The sequence below is a fragment of the Peribacillus sp. RS7 genome (assembly GCF_041956845.1).
In the GTDB taxonomy this organism is placed as follows: domain Bacteria; phylum Bacillota; class Bacilli; order Bacillales; family DSM-1321; genus Peribacillus.
On sequence record NZ_CP168135.1, the window covers coordinates 720,010 to 738,047 of the forward strand.

The following is an 18,038-nucleotide window of genomic DNA, read 5'->3' on the forward strand; positions in this document are numbered from 1 at the left end:
TTTCCATTATTGATCTTTCTTTTTTAAATTTGAAAGAAATGGCTTATTACGTAATCCGGTACGGCGAATGAAAGTCTCTACCTGCACATCTACTTCGAGCTTAGGAAAAGAAACATCGTCCCAGTTTTCTTCGATTTTCTTCCATTCTTTAGGGTGGGATTCATGCAGGATTTCACCAAAGCCAAAAATATCGGATTTATTTTTCTGTGCCCGAACGATCGCGACTTCCATCTCCTTCTTCACGTCTTTCGCTAACTTCTTTTCAATATCTATCAGAACATGCGTATCGGTTAGATTCAAAGGAACATTCACCTCTCGGATATCGCCTTCTGCACGGACCTTTATCGATATTTTCGGTTTGCCGTTTACCAATTTTGCTCCGACGTTGGTTTTTTGGCGAATAACCTGATAGGTGATTGCGTCTTTTTCACCCTCCCAATCAAGGTTTAAATTGGTACTTTCGATCCTATCCAATACCCACATTGATCCTATTGCCTTATCGCCATCCAGCCAGTCAATCAATTTGCCATCTTTAAAAACACCTATCCCTACTGCATTAGGGTTTGCCTCAATATCCGAGGACATGGTATTCTCCATTTTATCCTCTTTACCTGTGTTTCCTTTCACGGTAAAACCACTTATTATCGGTTCTTTTCCGGTACTAAGCAGATTCTTGATTACTTCTTGGAGATTGATGCTAATATTTTTCCCCTGGGTTTTTTCAGTGGTTTCAATCGTTTTAATGACTTTCTCAGCAGATACCTTATCGATTGCGGTTAACGTTTCGACAATATCCCTTGCTTTCACACCCCGGGCAATCACGATCCTCGTAGTTGCCCTGAATTCCGGTGAGCGCTCAAATGCGTCGAAAATATCGTTGAGGCCCTCTTCTTTTGCTAGTTCCTCACCTATGACAATCAGGTTGGCATGGGCAAAATACATATCTCGTGAAATCTTGGTTGAAGCGAGACTATCCAGTTCAAGCACATTATCTCCGGTGGCCCTATAAATGGATATCGGTGGATTTGTTCCGCCGCCGCCCTGAAGAGCTCCCGCTACATTGCCTGGATTAATGATTTGGAACGTTCCCACTAACTTTCCTTCTTTATTTCTATCGAGTCCAACTGCCGAGACGATGGCCATTTCGTTTAACTCTGTTTTATCCCAACAGCCGGTGGTGAATGTGGTACAGATCAACATCAAGAACAGAATTAGCTTTTTACGATTCATTGCCTTCACCTTTTTTCTCGTCAGCTGTTTTCATTCCGCGCGATTCAGGAGGCAGGGGTCTTTGATTTTCGCCTTCCCTTATCAGATTATTTTCGTTGGTTAAAAATTTTGGCCTTTCCTTAAAGGCCCACATAGGTCTTCTGAAGAATGTGTCGCCCAACCCTTCCGGATTCAGAGGGGCGAGCGGTGACATATAAGGAACACCGAATGAACGGAGGCTGCATAAATGGACAATGAGCACGATAAAGGCCAAAATCATGCCATAAAAACCTAAAGTTCCGGCACAAATGATAAATCCGAAGCGCACGATACGGGCAGATATGGCTATGGAATAAGAAGGGGTTGCAAAACTGGCAATCGCCGTAATTGAGACGATGATGACCATTGCCGGCGATACGATACCAGCCTGGACTGCCGCCTGCCCGATGACCAATGCTCCGACAATGGACATCGTCGAACCAACAGCCTTTGGCATCCGAAGACTTGCTTCCCGTAATATTTCAAAGGTCATTTCCATGAGAAGCGCTTCAATGACGGCAGGCAAAGGAACCGTTTCCCTTTGGGCCGCTACAATGACCAGCAACTTCGTTGGGATCATTTCCTGATGAAAAGTCGTGGCTGCAACATAGACAGCCGGCCCGACTATAGAAATAATGAAAACGATGATCCGTAAAAAACGTGTGGCAGAAGCAATGTCGAAGCGATTATAGTAGTCTTCGACAGATTGAAAAAACTGTACAAATAAGGCCGGGGCTACCAAGACGAAAGGCGTTCCATTAACGAATATCGCCACTCTTCCTTCCAGAAGATTTCCTGCGACCATATCCGGTCTTTCTGTATGGTTAAGGGTTGGGAATGGGGTCATGACCTGGTCTTCTATCAATTGTTCAATATATCCTGATTCAAGAATGCTATCGATGTTAATTCGATTTAAGCGCTTCTTGACCTCCTCGACAATCCCTTCTTTGACAATTCCATTTATATACATGATGGAAACGTCGGTTTTTGTCACCGTGCCTATTTTCATCGACTCTATCCATAAATCAGGGGTATTGATGATCCGGCGTAACATGGCGATGTTTGTTCCATTCGATTCCGTAAACCCTTCTCTTGATCCCCGGACAGTCAAATGCGTGCTCGGTTCCTGAATCGAGCGCCGCTCTCCCCCTTTTGTACTGGCAACCAGGGCGATGTTGATACCATCAACAAAAATGATGCTGTCCCCTGATAATAATGACAAAAACAATTTTCCCCAGTCCTTGACTGTTTCTACACCACCGAGAGAAACCACGTCTTCCGTGATTATATCCAACGCTTCTTGTGGAAGTATTTTTTCTGATAGATGAGGATTTTTCATGATTGACTCAATTAAAAAGTCCGTAACGCTTGGATTATCTATCAGACCCTGCACATACAAAATAGTCGTTTTTATCTCCGGATTTTGACCGATTTTCAACGTTCGGATAATAATGTCCGGACTGTTTCCCGTCTTTTTCTTCACGATTTCCAGATTTGCTGCAATGGAATTTCCTATATAATCAGGCGTTTTGCTTTTGGATTGACTTTCATCTTCCTTTTTCTTTTCACGTTGCTTCATTTGTCTTTTTTGTTTGAAAAAAGAAGCCATAGCACCGAACCTCATTCCTTTTTCGTTTCACTCATTTTGTCCAAACCATTCCCCCTTTATTCTGAGTTCTGCCTTCTTCCTTCCATAAGAAAAAGGCTGTCGCAATGACAGCCTTTGGTGTTCATATTCGGTTATGTAATGAAAGTGCCGATTTGAACGGCCCAATCAACTAAACTGAGATTATACTTTGCCTTTATTCCTTCTGAAAATCAAAACAACGAAAAGAATGAATAGCACGGCCAATATCGCATAAACGATGTTTGAATAAATGTCCATATACCCTACAATATCTTCCCATGAAGACCCAACAGCTGCCCCGATATTCACTAAGATGATGTTCCAAATTAATGTTCCGGATGTTGTGTAAAGCAGAAAGAGCCAAAAGCTCATATGGGACATGCCTGCTGGAATCGAGATCAAGCTTCTGATAAGCGGAACCAGTCTACAGAAAAACACGGTCCATGCCCCATACTTGTCAAACCATGAATTCGCCTTATGGACGTCCGGTACCGTTAACCTAAGAATATGGCCCCATCTTTCCACGAACTTTTCAATGACCTTAACATCAAGAAGTAAACCAATTCCATAAAGGACGACTGCCCCTGCCACTGACCCTATAGTCGATGCGATCACGACGCCCATAATCGTCATATTCGCTGTTGTCGTCATGAAACCGCCAAAAGTAAGAATGACCTCAGACGGGATCGGCGGGAAAATATTTTCCAATGCTATTAATAGAAAGATTCCCATATACCCAAAATCATTCATGAATTCCGTAATCCAGTTTTCCATTTATTACGCTCCTAACTGATTTGAATCAACAGCTGACTTGTTACCCGCCGGCTGCTTATCTTGCAATAATCTTGATCCTTTATTAAATATCTTTTTTCTTCCGCCGTTCTTGATACCTTTGGAAAAACCAAATGGAAATCGCAATCCAAAAACCACCCGCCAAATATCCCGCAATGATATCACTAGGATAATGGACTCCCAAGTATATTCGACTTATACCAATCGATAGGATCATCATCATACTGAACAGAATCAATAGGATCCTCGCCCACTTAGCCGTGATGTGACGCCATAGCAGAAATGTGAGAATACCGTATAAAGAGAATGCATTCATGGCATGTCCACTAGGGAAACTGTACCCCCCTATTTCGATGAGCCGATGTAAATCGGGCCGGGCGCGTTGAAAGAAAAGCTTGACCATCAAATTGAGAAGAGGTGAACCAACCATGACGGCACTGAATAAGATTAGCTCCAAACGATGCTTCAAAACCTTATATAAGAAAAACAAAATCATCAAAGAGAGGATGATCAAGGACCAAGTTGAACCTATGTAGGTAAAGAACTTCATGATACCAGTCAGTAAGGGGGACTCCCATCCCTGCACTAAGGAAATCACCTTTTCATCAAATTTCAGGTATTCATTTGCACTAATGGTAAATGCCATGAAACTGAACCCGATTAAAGAAAGTACACTTACTATAAAAGCAATGGTTAATTGTTGCTTTAATTTCATAATAACATCCTTTCACTTTTGAAAACCGTTTCATATGGAAATTTCTATTTTATCATATCTTCTTCATTGCAGAATGAATGTATTTGCTTCATTGCCCACAACGCATCCAGTGTTTATGATCAAATCTTCTACTTTTTCATACTACTCTATTCGTCATTGTCACCTCAACTTCTGGTTACTTTAGTTTCATTCACTTGAATCGTTACATCTTCGGTATTCGTTTCTCAGGGACTCACTTATGATCGATTATGGTACAATCAAAATATACATATTTTGTATTAATGCTGCAGATGGTTTTATCCGTATTGGATAAAACCACAATAAATTATGAAAATGGTGATTAAAAAGTGAAGGTATTAAAATCGCTGTTAGTATTGATTGCTGTTGTAGGCATCACAATGAGTGCTTACACATACTTCAACCCGAATGATATATTTCCTCAGACTTTATTTTTGATCTTACCAGTTATTTTATTGCTATTACTAATGATATTGAAACTCCAAAGACCAAGAAGTAAATAAAACTACAAAATGCCTTTATCATTTCCCTAGATCTTCCAGGTATCTAAAGGTCTTTTCAAGTCTCTATTAAGTTACTTTTCTGGAAAAATGCATATTTAACATGAGTCTAGGTAGTTGCAGCTTCTTAGGCTCTTCTTATATTGTGCAAGCAAAAATATATGATTTTGAAATGAAAGGTGAAAAACCAGTTTCCCTAAAAAACTTTTTTCAAAAATTCCACTTCCAATAAAGAAATCATCTGACAATTATGATTAGGGTGAGTTTTATGGGATTATCTAAAACCGTAATGTATTCATATTGTGCAAAGAAATGGGATAGGGAGACTATGACACCGTTGTACGAAAAGAATAAGATTGTACATCAAAAAGTACCCTTTTGGATCACCACTATTTCAAGTGTCTAATCTAAAGGGTACTTTTTTAAATTAGGGTTCTACCAGTTCCTCAAGTATTACCGTTTACTTTTCTGCTTTAGACTAGCCCCGATAACTAATTGGTATACCCCAAATAGAACCATTAATACGACAATAGCAATCCATGTATAATCATCAGGGACAGTGAAATATATACCCGCTAGACAACTAGGACTATTACGTATCCTAAATTGAAGGCTTTAAGTCATTAAATCACCTCCAGTTTCTACCTTGTAGACGCGCACTTTCGTTGGAGTACTTGTTTTAGATGATAAAAAATTAGTACGTGCCTTGGCTTTATACAACAAATTTACAGTTGTTTTGTTCCATAGGTAATCGGGATTCGTATCTGCTCTTGTGCCCCCACGTTTTTTGAAAGAACCAGTTTGCATTTTAGAGGCTATCATTACACCAGCCAATGCCGAAGCAGCAAAGCCTACATATGGAAATTTAGATAAAATGGCAGCTTTAATAACATTACGCTACCATTCACCATGTATGCCCTGCGTCCCTACTAAAACGAAAAAACCTTATGCAGGTTAGTGCACAAGGTTTTTCGTTTTTTTATAGTGTACGGCATGCCTTAAGCGGTAGTGATGTCAAAGTTTGCCCGGTCGCTGAATCGGTAAGATTCTCTTCTAACTGGAACGATGGCACCGCTTCAATATGCTTGAATTTCTTCAGGAATGTAGTAAGCGCAATCTTTGCTTCCAGTCTCGCTAACGGAGCTCCGAGGCAGAAATGAGGACCATTTCCGAAGGTTAGATGTTTCTTATTATTTGGGCGGTGGATATTAAGGGTGAAGGCGTCTTCAAACATCTCTTCATCCAAATTAGCTGCGCTCATCCAAACAACCACGTTTTCCCCTTCTTTCAATTCCACTCCCAATAGATCGTTATCTTCCTTTACGGTGCGGTCTAATTTAATGAGATTGAAACGGTAACGGAGCATTTCTTCGACCGCCTGCGGAACCAAATCCAGGTTTTCATGTAACTCTTGATAAACTTCCTTGTCATCATATAGCAGGGAATAAAAGCTATTGGCCAGTAAATGACTTGTTGTCTCGACACCTGCTCCTAAAATCAGCATGGTCGTGCGGACAACCTCATCATCCGTAAACATCTCCCCATCCACTTCCGCCTTCAAAAGATCCGATATGATATCATCTGCCGGGTTCAATCGTTTTTGCACAACAATCGGATACAAATACTGATAGTATTCTTTTGCTGCCACTTGCTTCAATTCATTTACTTCTTCTTGTTTTTCTTTATCAAAAGGAAGGAATAAGATATCCACCCATTTCTTAAACAATAAACGATCTTTCGAAGGAACGCCCATCAAATCTGACATGACAATGATCGGAAGCGGACTCGCCAATGATTGCACAATATCGATTTCCGTTTCCTCATCCATTTCTCCGATCAATTCATCCGCTATTTCCTGAATGCGAGGTTCCCAGTTTTGAAGACTTCTAGGTGTGAATGCTGCGGCAAGCAGTGAACGGCGTTTTCTATGCTCCGGTGGATCCGCTTCAGTGATTTTGATCTTATCAGGAACTGAACCTTCCTCACTATCCGTTCCAACCGATATGGTAGTCCGTTTCCGGACACTCGAAAAATGTTTATAATCACTGAGAACACGCTTAACATCTTCATATTTAAAAACATTCCACGTATCCGTTCCTTCGTGATAACTCACGGGGTCATTTTCTAACATCCGTTTACACCAAGCGTATGGACTAAATTCCTCCGTACGTGTTTTAAACCTAGTAAATTCTTTTATTGCTATAACTTCTTTCATGATACCGACTCCTCCCACTTCTCAAAGATACCTAACAAAAGGATCGAATGTTCAGCATTCCCATCTCAGTCGATTTGTTATAGGGTCGAGCAATCCTGATAGACTTTTTCACCAAATCCTTAAATACACATCTATTCCATTATAGGGTAAAACCCCGCAACAAACCATGCATCTTCCATACCAGCAGCCTTACATGAAATTTGCCCCACAATCCCAACAACCCTATGTAAAACTGCTTATTTTTGACAATTCCCTTCCTTTTTCTATTTTTTTATGCCTCTCAATTGACGCTTAAAATCCAATCCTCTTTTTCAAATTCGGAGACAGTGCTTTTCACTAAGTTATTTCAGTATAGATAATTTAATAATTTCCGGAGTTTGTAAAAATTGAACGTTTATTGAAACGTAGGGAACTCACTTTCCGCGGCGGGCGGGGAGCTTCCTCGGCACTCTTTGTACCTGCGGGGTCTCCCTTGGACACGCTTTTCCCGCAGGAGTCTCGGAATGGTCTCTTCCCGAACCATGATTATAAAAGAAGACTTGGTTATCCTTCATGTTTTTTTATTGTTTTATGAAACCTCATTAGACTGAAGAAATTTGCGACACTCCTGCCGAATAACTGGCTTGCCAGACCCCACAGACGCTTGCTTTGATGTGGCTTGGCAGACAGTCGGCGGAAAGGGAGCGGATTTCTGAATTTAGCTGGAACGTTTTCAAATAAAAAAACTGCAGACAAACTCGCCTTTCTTCGAGCTTGTCTACAGTCTGAATGGCTGCACAATGCAGCCGTCAATTTTTGCCCTTTTTAATCAGTTCATGTAAATCATCCATTTTCTTTTCCATGATATCCATTCTGGTTTTACGATGCTTGACGGAACGGAAAAGGGATACGGTCCCAACAATGATCAGAATTAAAAACACAAGGCAAAACAATTGGTATATCAGATCCGCAATATTAAAACCACTCACTATGTAATCCCCCTAAATGGCATTCTCAGTATTCTATTATACACCAGGAAAAATGATCATTTTAACCTTTTTATGGGGAATCGAGAATTAACGGCATAATTGAAAAACCGATAGCCAATTGCTATCGGTTGATCATTTATACCTCTATTTGTTGATCGTCAAAATCTTCTTGAGGTACGATTAATTCATTATAGAATGCAGCCATTGTTGTTCCTGCATAAGGAATCAACCATAGTAAACCAATTCCCAGCGTGAACATGCAAAGGATGCCCCACCCTATGAAGCTTAGGTGCATAAGGAAATACTTCCATTTCAAGCCCTTCATTCTTTTTCTGCTTTCTGTAATGGCTTCAAGCACAGTGTATTCTGGATGATCCTTCAATAAGAAAAACTGCTGCGAATAGGCGATGCTTTTAATGATACCCGGAATGATTAATAATAATGACCATAAAAAAATGAAAATACCTTGTAAAATGGATGCACCAATAAGCTTGAAAGAGGTTCTTCCATCTTTATAGATTGCGAATACCTCTGGAATATCAGGATTTCCTTCCCTAACCAAATTCAAGTAGAACCAAGTGGTTGAAATGGTGAGCGGGATTAAGGCGATGGACAGGACCGTACTGAAGATATCAGACCATACCGGTGTTTCTTCCTGCATGAACCATTGTGAAAACCCACCGCTTACGATCACTTCGACAATTAAAGGTAAAATGATATTTATTAAGAAGAAGAGCAACATAAGCGATACAGCTGTTCCCCATTTACCTCCCAACGAATGTAGGGCTTTCCTTTTTAATTCTGAGATTCTCATATTCTATTTAACTCCCCTTTTTTAAACAGTGGAATTCTGAATATTCACCATTTTATTGCATATTTGGTTGAATTAAGAAAAACCACTATTTATTTGATGTTTAGATTCCATTTTGTATTTTAACATAATATTTCGAGCCGTGGGCTTAATTTCCTAGAAAGCACGACAAGCGGTTGAATCGGTTTCGGGCAATCACGATCACCTCCGATCTGGGCAATTAAATGATCCTTGGCTTGTTTGTATCCCATAACAGTTTATGAAAGCGAATATGACAATATGCCATTAATCACTTTCAGTACCACGAACCCAACAATTCCTTCCAAAAACTTCGCTGAACCATGGCTTGTTAAGAATACTTCAGCGAAGGCGCTTTTATTTTTCACTATTGTTATTCTAGTTCCATTTTCCTTCTCCCCAATAAGACTTTGTGCGCCATTTACACTCAAGTAGATTCCAAGGCTCTCTTGCAAGAAAAGAGTAAAAAGTTTCTCACTATAGAAAGTTCCTTTCATCCGTTCAATAGTGAAAGGGACGAAAAGGAAATCTCCCCCTTTTCGTCCCCTATTATTTTTACTTAGTTTTCCCCCTTTCTTACTGATGAACCAAAGAACCGCCCATATAGGTTCCTTCCACTTGAATCCTATCGATTTCCTCCGGTCCGATCGAAAAATATCTTTTTCAAAATTTTTCCTGACTTACCCTTAAAGATCCGATTGCGCTTTAAAACAACAAAAAAAGAGCATCCCAAAAGCCGAATAGTTTCCGCCTTTGGAACACCCTTTTTCCTATGATCAATCAGAGCCAGTTATAATAAAATCGTCTTGGAGCAAAGCTAAAGGTAGCTTTCTGTTTATAGGATCCCCTGCCGTGACATTGATTTCAGTAATGTGACCACTGGCACCTATTGAAACATCAATCAATTTCCCATCCTCCGTTTTCACTAAAAAGAGCCTCTCCCATTCATAAACATAGGAATTCTTTTGAACGTAAACTTGTTCGATGGTCCCATCATGTACACACTCGATGGTATGAATCGGTTTTAACACGGAATCACTCCTCCACTCTCCATTATTAGACTAAAGCTTAAACCCAGCCACGGAATATCGAGGCTTCTGCCATTTTTCTGACACCCACCATATATGCCGCCAACCTCATATTCACTTTTCTAGTCTCGGACATTTCATATATTTGATTAAATGAGTTGACCAATAACGCTTTTAATTTGGTTTGGACCTCTTCATCTTCCCAATAATAACCTTGATTATTTTGAACCCATTCAAAGTAAGAAACAGTCACACCGCCTGAACTTGCCAATACATCGGGTACAAGAAGCACATCCCGTTCCGTCAAGATCTTGGTTGCCTCTAAAGTTGTAGGTCCATTCGCTGCCTCCACGACAATTTGGGCCTTGATAAGATGTGCATTTTCTTTGGTGATTTGGTTTGAAATGGCAGCAGGCACTAAAATATCACAATCTTGTTCCAGAAGTTCTTGATTAGTGATTTTGTTTTCGAATAGTGTCGTTACCGTTCCAAAGCTATCCCTTTGATCAAGTAAGTAATCGATATCCAGACCATCCGGATTATATATCGCACCATATGCGTCCGAGATGCCAATCACTTTCGCACCTGCATCATGCATGAATTTAGCTAAAAAGCTTCCTGCATTCCCAAACCCTTGGACGATGATGCGTGCACCTTTCAATTCTATGCCCTTACGCTTTGCCGCTTCTTCGATACAGATGGTGACACCTTGTGCAGTCGCCTTTTCCCTACCGTGTGAACCGCCCAGTACCAGTGGCTTACCTGTAATGAAACCAGGAGAATCGTGTTCTCTTATTCTACTGTATTCATCCATCATCCATGCCATGATTTGTGAATTCGTATAAACATCCGGTGCCGGAATATCTTTAGTCGGCCCAACTATTTGGCTGATCGCCCGAACATACCCGCGGCTAAGTCTTTCCAATTCACCAATGGACATTTGGCGCGGATCACAGATGATGCCGCCTTTTCCTCCGCCATATGGCAGATTCACAATTCCGCATTTCAAACTCATCCACATTGACAGTGCCTTGACTTCTTCCTCATCTACTTCGGGATGAAAACGGATCCCACCTTTTGTCGGACCAACGGCATCGTTGTGCTGGGCACGGTACCCAGTGAATATCTTCGTCGTATTATCATCCATCTTAATTGGAATCCGGACGGTCAGCATACGAAGAGGTTCCTTCAAAAGCTCGAACACTTCTTCAGAATATCCAAGCTTATCCAGCGCCTCCTTGATTACGACCTGTGTTGATTCAAGCAAGCTGGCAGTTTCTTTTTCTTCTTTGATCGTTGTACTCAATGGAATTCACCTCATAGGGATATTAGGATAAAACTCTTTTAATGCGTTCGATTGCCCAATCCAATTCTTCTTTTGTAATCACTAACGGCGGAGCAAAACGGATGACTGTATCATGTGTTTCTTTACATAGCAGTTTTTCTTCTTTAAGTTGCTCACAATAAGGTCTTGCAGCTTCTGTCAATTCAACCCCGATGAATAGACCTCTACCACGGATTTCTTTAATCATCGGATTCTTGATTTCTTTTAAACTATCCATGAAATATTGTCCAAGCTCCAATGAACGTTCCGCAAGCTTCTCATCTTCAAGGACTTCCAATGAAGCGATGGAAACCGCACATGCCAATGGATTGCCGCCGAATGTGGAACCATGTGAACCAGGATTGAATACGCCAAGGATTTCACGGTTTGCAGCTACGCAAGAGATTGGGAAAACCCCGCCGCCAAGCGCCTTGCCTAAAATGTACATATCCGGAACTACTCCATCCCAGTCAGAGGCGAACATTTTTCCTGAACGTCCAAGTCCTGATTGAATTTCATCAGAAACGAATAGGACATTATTTTCTTTACACAGTTCGTAAGCTTCTTTTAAGAATCCTTGAGGCGGTATGATGATTCCCGCTTCACCTTGAATCGGTTCGATTAAAAATCCAGCCGTTTGCGGTGTAATCGCTGCTTTCAATGCATCAAGATCACCATAAGGAATAAGCTTGATCCCTGGTAACATCGGTCCAAAGCCCCTTCTATATTCATCATCGGATGACAATGAAACGGCTGCCATCGTACGGCCATGGAAATTCCCGATACAAGCAATGATTTCAGCTTGGTTTTCTGCAATTCCTTTAACATCATAACCCCAGCGCCTAACAGCTTTGATTGCTGTTTCAACGGCTTCAGCACCTGTATTCATAGGCAGCGCCATGTCTTTTTGCGTAATGCGGGACACCATTTCATACCATGGGCCTAATTTATCACTATGGAATGCACGGGACGTCAATGTCACGCGATCTGCTTGTTTTTTTAATTCGTCGATGATTTTCGGATGCCTGTGGCCTTGGTTCACTGCTGAATAGGCACTTAGCATATCCATATATTTGTTTCCTTCAGGATCTTCCACCCAAACTCCTTCTGCCTTCGAAATGACGATTGGAAGTGGATTATAATTGTTTGCACCATATTGTTCTGTTTGCTCGATTAATTTTTCCGTTACTGTTGTCATGTTGATTCCCCCTCAAATTATAGCGTTTCAGATGTTGTTTTTCCTTGAAGATGCAGAACTAAATAATCAGGACCGCCCGCTTTTGAATCTGTACCTGACATATTGAATCCGCCAAATGGCTGGTATCCTACAATGGCACCAGTACAGCCACGATTGAAGTACAAGTTACCTACGTGGAAATCCTCACGCGCCTGTTCGATATGTTCAATATTGTTCGAGATGACCGCACCTGTTAATCCATAATCCGTGTTATTGGCGATCTCGATAGCATGATTGAAATCTTTTGCCTTACAGAACGCTACCACTGGTCCGAAAATCTCTTCTTTCATGACTCGTGCATTCTCATCCACATCAGCAATGATGGTTGGCTGGATGAAGAAACCTTTTGAATTGTCTCCTTCTCCACCTGCAACAAGTTTCCCTTCTTGTTTACCGATTTCAACGTAGCTCATGACTTTGTCGAAAGCAGCTTGATCGATAACCGGACCCATGAAGTTGTTTACATCGGTTGGTTCCCCGACCGTTTTTTCTTTCGTTAATTCAATGACACGATTCAAGACTTGGTCATATACATCTTCCACGATGACGGTACGTGAACAAGCAGAACATTTTTGACCAGAGAATCCGAATGCAGAAGCGACGATTGATTGTGCTGCCAATTCCAAATCAGCCTCTTTATCAACAACGATCGTGTCTTTTCCGCCCATTTCAGCGATGACACGTTTCAACCAAATTTGGCCTTCATGAACTTTAGACGCACGCTCATAAATACGGATTCCAACATCACGAGATCCGGTAAAGCTGATGAAACGTGTGCGAGGATGATCTACCAAATAATCACCAACTTCAGCACCGCTTCCTGGAATGAAGTTCACGACTCCTGCCGGTAAGCCCGCTTCTTCCAATACTTCAATGAATTTTGCTGCAATGACCGGTGTTGTACTGGCCGGTTTCAATAAGACGGTATTACCTGAAACAAGGGCCGCTGTCGTCATGCCTGCCATGATCGCAAATGGGAAATTCCAAGGTGAGATGATGACACCGACACCAAGTGGAACATAACTGAAGGCATTGTGTTCAATCGGACGGCTTTCCACTGGCATGCCGTCTTTAAGCTTCAGCATTTGGCGTGCGTAGTATTCCATGAAGTCGATCGCTTCCGCTGTATCTGCATCCGCTTCATTCCAAGGCTTTCCTGCTTCTTTAACCAATATAGCAGAGAAATAGTGTTTTCTTCTCCGAACGATGGCTGCAGCCCTGAATAAAATATTTGCACGCACTTCAGCTTTCGTTTTTCTCCATGTTTGGAATGTCTTATCTGCCGCTTGCATGGCTTGCTCAGCAAGGTCCTTATTTGCTTTGGACACAGTTCCAATTACTTCTTCTTTATTTGCTGGGTTTACAGAGGTAATGACTTCATCAGTAAACACTTTTTCACCATTAATGACCAGCGGATATTTCTTCCCTAAATCATTAGCTACATCATTCAATGCCACTTGAAAAGCTTTATTGTTTTCTTCGATTTTAAAATTAGTAAATGGTTCGTGTTTATATGGTTGGACCATTATGGCTCATCTCCCTAAAGTTAATGTTTTTATTTCTCACTTATTTAATAAGCAAGTTCCGTGCCAACTTTTCATTTTTTCGTAAAAATATTGTTTTTTTATGAAATATGCAATGAAATTCAGCACTTTTGGGGCAAAATTGACATAGTATGCCATTATTTTTTGCTCTAATCCCTGTTTTTGTCGCTTAAACCTTACACTTTTTATTAATGCAAGATTCATGCCAACTCATAAAACCATAAAAAACAGTGTTTTTACACTTTTTCCGCAAAATATCTTTGCACCTGGATGCAAAATATCCTTGCTGTGCAAATTTTATTTGCGCCTTTTCTTCAATTCCACTACAATAGCTCTAAGAAATGAATAAAAACGGGAGGCATTCATGCATTTAGATCAAATCATTAAAATAGAAGGTTTCCAAACCATCCTCTATTCGCTTGTGGATGTAATCGATATTGGGATACATATAATCGATATAAAGGGTCGAACCATCGTTTATAACAAGAAAATGGCTGAAATTGAAGGAATGGAATCAGATGAGGTATTAGGGAAAAAGATTCACGATATCTTTAAATTCAAGGAAGAAACGGAGAGTACATTAATCCGGGCGCTCCATTCAGGTAAGGCTACCGAGAACTCGAAGCAGACATACTTCAATAATCTTGGACAGGAAATTACAACAATCAATAATACGTTTCCGATTTTGGATCCGAACCAAACGATCATCGGAGCAATTGAAGTGGCAAAGGATATAACGAATCTCGAAAGAATCATTAAAGACAATATCTTAAATAAGGGCGATACCAAATATACGTTTGACAGCATCATCGGAACCAGTGAGAACTTCCTGGACGTCATAGAAAAGAGCAAGCGCTCGACCAGGACTACATCCTCCATCCTCATCGTCGGGGAGACGGGAACCGGAAAAGAACTCTTCGCCCAAAGTATCCATAATGGCAGCAGCCGTTCGACACATCCTTTCATCAGCCAAAACTGTGCTGCCCTGCCAGATAGTTTAATTGAAGGAATACTCTTTGGCACAAAGAAAGGGGCCTTCACCGGATCAATCGAAAGGCCTGGATTATTCGAACAGGCACAGGGCGGAACCATCCTGCTTGATGAAATCAATTCGTTAAATCCGAATTTGCAAGCGAAATTATTAAGGGCCCTTCAAGAAAGGACGATTCGTCGTGTTGGGGATACAAAAGATAAAAAAATTGACGTTCGGGTCATTGCAACGATAAATGAGGATCCAATAGATGCCATTTCAAATGATCATTTACGAAAAGATTTATACTATCGATTAAGTGTCGTTTCGTTATTCATCCCTCCTCTTCGCGAGCGGAAAGAGGATATCCCTTTGCTGGCTCAATCCTTCATCGAGAAATTCAATGCGCTGTTCGAATTGAATATTGAAGGGATCAGCGAAGAGGTTTACTCACTATTTTATGATTACGACTGGCCCGGGAACGTAAGGGAACTTGAACATATCATTGAAGGGGCCATGAATTTACTGGAACCTGGCGATACCAAGATTGCCATCAATCACCTTCCTACCCTATTTAGAAAGAAAGCCCATTTTGAAGACATTCATCCCGATAAAAAAGATGTCCAAACGAATGGAGATTTACAGGAGTCGACATTATCTCTTGATGATTATATCGCCAATACTGAAAAGCAATACTTGGATAAGGTATTAAAGGAACATGGCATGAACATTTCTAAAGCAGCTAAAGCCCTGAATATCAGCCGCCAAAGTCTTCAATACCGTTTGAAAAAGTATCAGGACAAATAACGTCTTTCCTGCACAAAGAAGGCCCCCATTGATATATGAGGGCCTTCTTTGCCTATTCATCCAGTACCTATTCGATTTCTTTCAGCCGAGAAACTTCGCAATCAGAATGTTTCAGCAGCTTTTGTAACGTTTTCCAAACCATCCGCGATGATTTTCTGTGTCCGATCCGGATACTGATTATGTCCTTCAATGACCACTGCCTCCGGATTGTTGATCCCCCACAGGCTAATGATATTTTTAACTAAATTCACAGCCATTTCAGCAGAAGCCATTCCTTCCAATGCATAATCCGAACCGCGGGCATTCAATAGCATGACCTTTTTATCGCCAGCATACCCAACCGGTCCCTCCGCGGTATAATTGAACATAATACCTGCTTGTGACAAATAGGAAAGGTATGTGATCAGCGGTGCAGGAACCGTTGCGTTCCATAGAGGGAATGCGAATACAACTTTATCCATGGCTAGGAATTGATTTAAGTATTGGTCAACCAGTTTTGCCGCTTTTTCCTCTTCAGCTGTCAGTTCAAGACCCTGATTGCGTTTATACAAACCAGTAATGGCTGTATTCCCATAGTAAGGAAGTTCTTCTTTAAATAAATCCAACTCGATCACTTCATCTGTACGGTGGGTCTCTTTATATGTTTCTAAGAATGTGTCATACATTTTCGAGCTGATTGCCTGATCTGCAGGGCGATCGTTCACTTTTACGAATAATACTTTTGTCATTTCCCCATTCTCCTCTGTTGCCGTTTCTCTTTTCCCAAATAATCTATTTAAGAATCCCATTTTTCCTCACCATTGCTTTCTACTTTAATTCCATTACAATAAGCCCTTTTTAGACGACTAAATGAATCTCATTGCCTGATGGATCTGTTACGACATAAAACTCCTCTTTTTCCGTAACGACAGCTCCTATTCCTTTCAGTCGTTCCATCACTTTATCTCTCGCTTCATCATTTGCAAAAACGAGGGTATACCAGTTTAGTCCCACACTATTTTCCTTAGGAGCTGGGGCGCCTACACCATTCCAAATGTTCAATCCGATGTGATGATGATATCCCCCGGTGGAAGTAAAGAGTGCTCCTGCGTACCGATTCACAACAGTAAACCCAAGACCTTGCATGTAAAACTCCTCCGTGTTACGTAAATCTGACACATGCAAATGTATATGTCCCATTAAGGTACCTGCAGGCATTACGCTCCATTCTCCATTACTTTCTTCCAGAAGGTCATTCCCATCCAACGGATCCGTGCCCATCGCGACCTCCCCATTGGCCCACTTCCAATCAGTCGATGGCCGGTCAGAGTAAACTTCAATGCCATTGCCATCAGGATCGGTAATGTACAGCGCTTCACTCACTTCATGATCCGCCGCTCCAAATGGATATTTCGTTTGAAGTAAATGTCGTAAGAAAATTGATAAGTCTGCACGGGTCGGCAGTAAAAGGGCAAAGTGATATAAGCCCGTCGTCCGCCCTTCTTTTGGAATCACATCAGCAGGCTGTTCAAGTGTAAGCAACGGGGTTTTTCCGTCAGTCGTTAAAACAGCTTGCCTTTCATTTTTCTTCAATACTTGAAGGCCGATGATATCTTGATAAAACGTGATGGCTTTATCTAAATCCAAAACATTTATACTGACTTCGCCAACAAAAGTAACTGGTTTTTGATGAAAATTCTTCATAATGTCACTTCCCTTTTTTATTGAAAATCATGTTATCCAAAGAGAGGGCTATGCGGTTTGTACACGCTAGATAGACTGACATGGCTAGTAGTGCCAAGTCCAGTTCGTAGCCCGCTGCTTGCCCGTTTCCAAGAAAACCAGCAGATAATTTAGCCGTAAAAATCGCCCCCGCCATAATGACCGCAAACAGGACGGAAACGATTCGTGTTCCCAAACCAAGTATAACCGCAAGTCCACCGATTAATTCGATACCTGCAACGATGTAAGCCATGAACCCAGGAATACCAAGACTATCAAAAAATCCCGCCGTGTTTCCTATGCCCCCTTGAAACTTTGAAATGCCGTGAATGAAAAAGGTAAGACCTAAAATCACCCTTAAAAAAACTTGACCTGCTTCATTTTTATTCATGTATGAACTCTCCTTTTTTATCGGTTACTTTATGTAAGTAATTATATTTAAATAAGTTTATAATGTCAAGTAAGTTTATTGGAATATAAAAAGAAACGAATTGCCGAAGCAACTCGTTCCTTGG

The 18,038-nt window shown here is 41.0% G+C and carries 17 protein-coding genes; 2 read left to right on the forward strand and 15 right to left on the reverse strand.

Annotated elements, in window-relative coordinates:
• Positions 1–6: 6 nt before the first annotated feature.
• The 4 genes from ACDZ29_RS03705 to ACDZ29_RS03720 all read right to left on the reverse strand — a co-directional run bounded on the left by ACDZ29_RS03705 (position 7) and on the right by ACDZ29_RS03720 (position 4,382).
• A complete protein-coding gene (locus ACDZ29_RS03705) occupies positions 7–1,230 on the reverse strand; it encodes a Ger(x)C family spore germination protein (RefSeq protein ID WP_375089932.1) in 1,224 nt (407 codons plus the stop codon).
• Complete coding sequence (locus tag ACDZ29_RS03710) at positions 1,220–2,857, reverse strand: spore germination protein (protein WP_375091092.1); 1,638 nt, start codon at positions 2,855–2,857, stop codon at positions 1,220–1,222. Before ACDZ29_RS03710 ends, ACDZ29_RS03705 begins: the two co-directional genes overlap by 11 nt.
• A 180-nt stretch (positions 2,858–3,037) precedes the next feature.
• The gene (locus ACDZ29_RS03715) at positions 3,038–3,649 is read right to left on the reverse strand and encodes a DedA family protein (protein WP_375089933.1); all 612 of its coding nucleotides are present in this window, start codon (positions 3,647–3,649) and stop codon (positions 3,038–3,040) included.
• An 82-nt stretch (positions 3,650–3,731) separates the two neighbouring features.
• A complete protein-coding gene (locus tag ACDZ29_RS03720) occupies positions 3,732–4,382 on the reverse strand; it encodes a phosphatase PAP2 family protein (RefSeq protein ID WP_289334496.1) in 651 nt (216 codons plus the stop codon).
• A gap of 1,305 nt (positions 4,383–5,687) precedes the next feature.
• Here ACDZ29_RS03720 and ACDZ29_RS03725 point away from each other — a divergent pair.
• Complete coding sequence (locus ACDZ29_RS03725) at positions 5,688–5,858, forward strand: hypothetical protein (protein ID WP_375089934.1); 171 nt, start codon at positions 5,688–5,690, stop codon at positions 5,856–5,858.
• 21 nt (positions 5,859–5,879) lie between these two features.
• Here the strand turns inward: ACDZ29_RS03725 and ACDZ29_RS03730 are convergent, their stop codons facing one another.
• The 8 genes from ACDZ29_RS03730 to pruA all read right to left on the reverse strand — a co-directional run bounded on the left by ACDZ29_RS03730 (position 5,880) and on the right by pruA (position 14,027).
• Positions 5,880–7,118, reverse strand: coding sequence for a cytochrome P450 (locus tag ACDZ29_RS03730; RefSeq protein ID WP_375091093.1), 1,239 nt, complete (start codon positions 7,116–7,118; stop codon positions 5,880–5,882).
• 785 nt (positions 7,119–7,903) lie between these two features.
• The gene (locus ACDZ29_RS03735; RefSeq protein WP_289315216.1) at positions 7,904–8,083 is read right to left on the reverse strand and encodes a DUF4083 domain-containing protein; all 180 of its coding nucleotides are present in this window, start codon (positions 8,081–8,083) and stop codon (positions 7,904–7,906) included.
• 136 nt (positions 8,084–8,219) lie between these two features.
• Positions 8,220–8,897 carry a DUF975 family protein gene (locus ACDZ29_RS03740; RefSeq protein WP_370016147.1) on the reverse strand — a complete coding sequence of 226 codons (678 nt, stop codon included), beginning with the start codon at positions 8,895–8,897 and terminating at the stop codon, positions 8,220–8,222.
• 254 nt (positions 8,898–9,151) lie between these two features.
• The gene (locus ACDZ29_RS03745) at positions 9,152–9,409 is read right to left on the reverse strand and encodes a hypothetical protein (protein WP_375089935.1); all 258 of its coding nucleotides are present in this window, start codon (positions 9,407–9,409) and stop codon (positions 9,152–9,154) included.
• Between the two features lie 279 nt (positions 9,410–9,688).
• The gene (locus tag ACDZ29_RS03750) at positions 9,689–9,943 is read right to left on the reverse strand and encodes a hypothetical protein (protein WP_289315213.1); all 255 of its coding nucleotides are present in this window, start codon (positions 9,941–9,943) and stop codon (positions 9,689–9,691) included.
• A 37-nt stretch (positions 9,944–9,980) separates the two neighbouring features.
• Positions 9,981–11,246, reverse strand: coding sequence for a Glu/Leu/Phe/Val dehydrogenase (locus ACDZ29_RS03755; protein WP_289326152.1), 1,266 nt, complete (start codon positions 11,244–11,246; stop codon positions 9,981–9,983).
• A 22-nt stretch (positions 11,247–11,268) separates the two neighbouring features.
• Positions 11,269–12,462: an ornithine--oxo-acid transaminase gene (locus ACDZ29_RS03760; protein WP_289315211.1), complete on the reverse strand. Its 1,194-nt coding sequence runs from the start codon at positions 12,460–12,462 to the stop codon at positions 11,269–11,271.
• A gap of 17 nt (positions 12,463–12,479) precedes the next feature.
• Positions 12,480–14,027, reverse strand: a complete 1,548-nt coding sequence (pruA, locus tag ACDZ29_RS03765; RefSeq protein ID WP_289326153.1) for an L-glutamate gamma-semialdehyde dehydrogenase — start codon at positions 14,025–14,027, stop codon at positions 12,480–12,482.
• Positions 14,028–14,409: 382 nt separating this feature from the next.
• Between pruA and ACDZ29_RS03770 the strand changes: the two genes are divergently transcribed.
• On the forward strand, positions 14,410–15,822 hold the full coding sequence (locus ACDZ29_RS03770) for a sigma-54 interaction domain-containing protein (protein ID WP_375089937.1): 1,413 nt from the start codon (positions 14,410–14,412) through the stop codon (positions 15,820–15,822).
• Positions 15,823–15,923: 101 nt separating this feature from the next.
• Here the strand turns inward: ACDZ29_RS03770 and ACDZ29_RS03775 are convergent, their stop codons facing one another.
• The 3 genes from ACDZ29_RS03775 to ACDZ29_RS03785 are packed head-to-tail and all read right to left on the reverse strand — an operon-like array spanning position 15,924 to position 17,914.
• The gene (locus ACDZ29_RS03775; protein WP_375089938.1) at positions 15,924–16,610 is read right to left on the reverse strand and encodes an FMN-dependent NADH-azoreductase; all 687 of its coding nucleotides are present in this window, start codon (positions 16,608–16,610) and stop codon (positions 15,924–15,926) included.
• A gap of 49 nt (positions 16,611–16,659) precedes the next feature.
• Positions 16,660–17,505, reverse strand: coding sequence for a VOC family protein (locus ACDZ29_RS03780; protein ID WP_289315207.1), 846 nt, complete (start codon positions 17,503–17,505; stop codon positions 16,660–16,662).
• A 4-nt stretch (positions 17,506–17,509) separates the two neighbouring features.
• Positions 17,510–17,914 (reverse strand): DoxX family protein, encoded by a 405-nt coding sequence (locus tag ACDZ29_RS03785; RefSeq protein WP_289315206.1) that lies wholly within the window; start codon positions 17,912–17,914, stop codon positions 17,510–17,512.
• Positions 17,915–18,038: the final 124 nt, after the last annotated feature.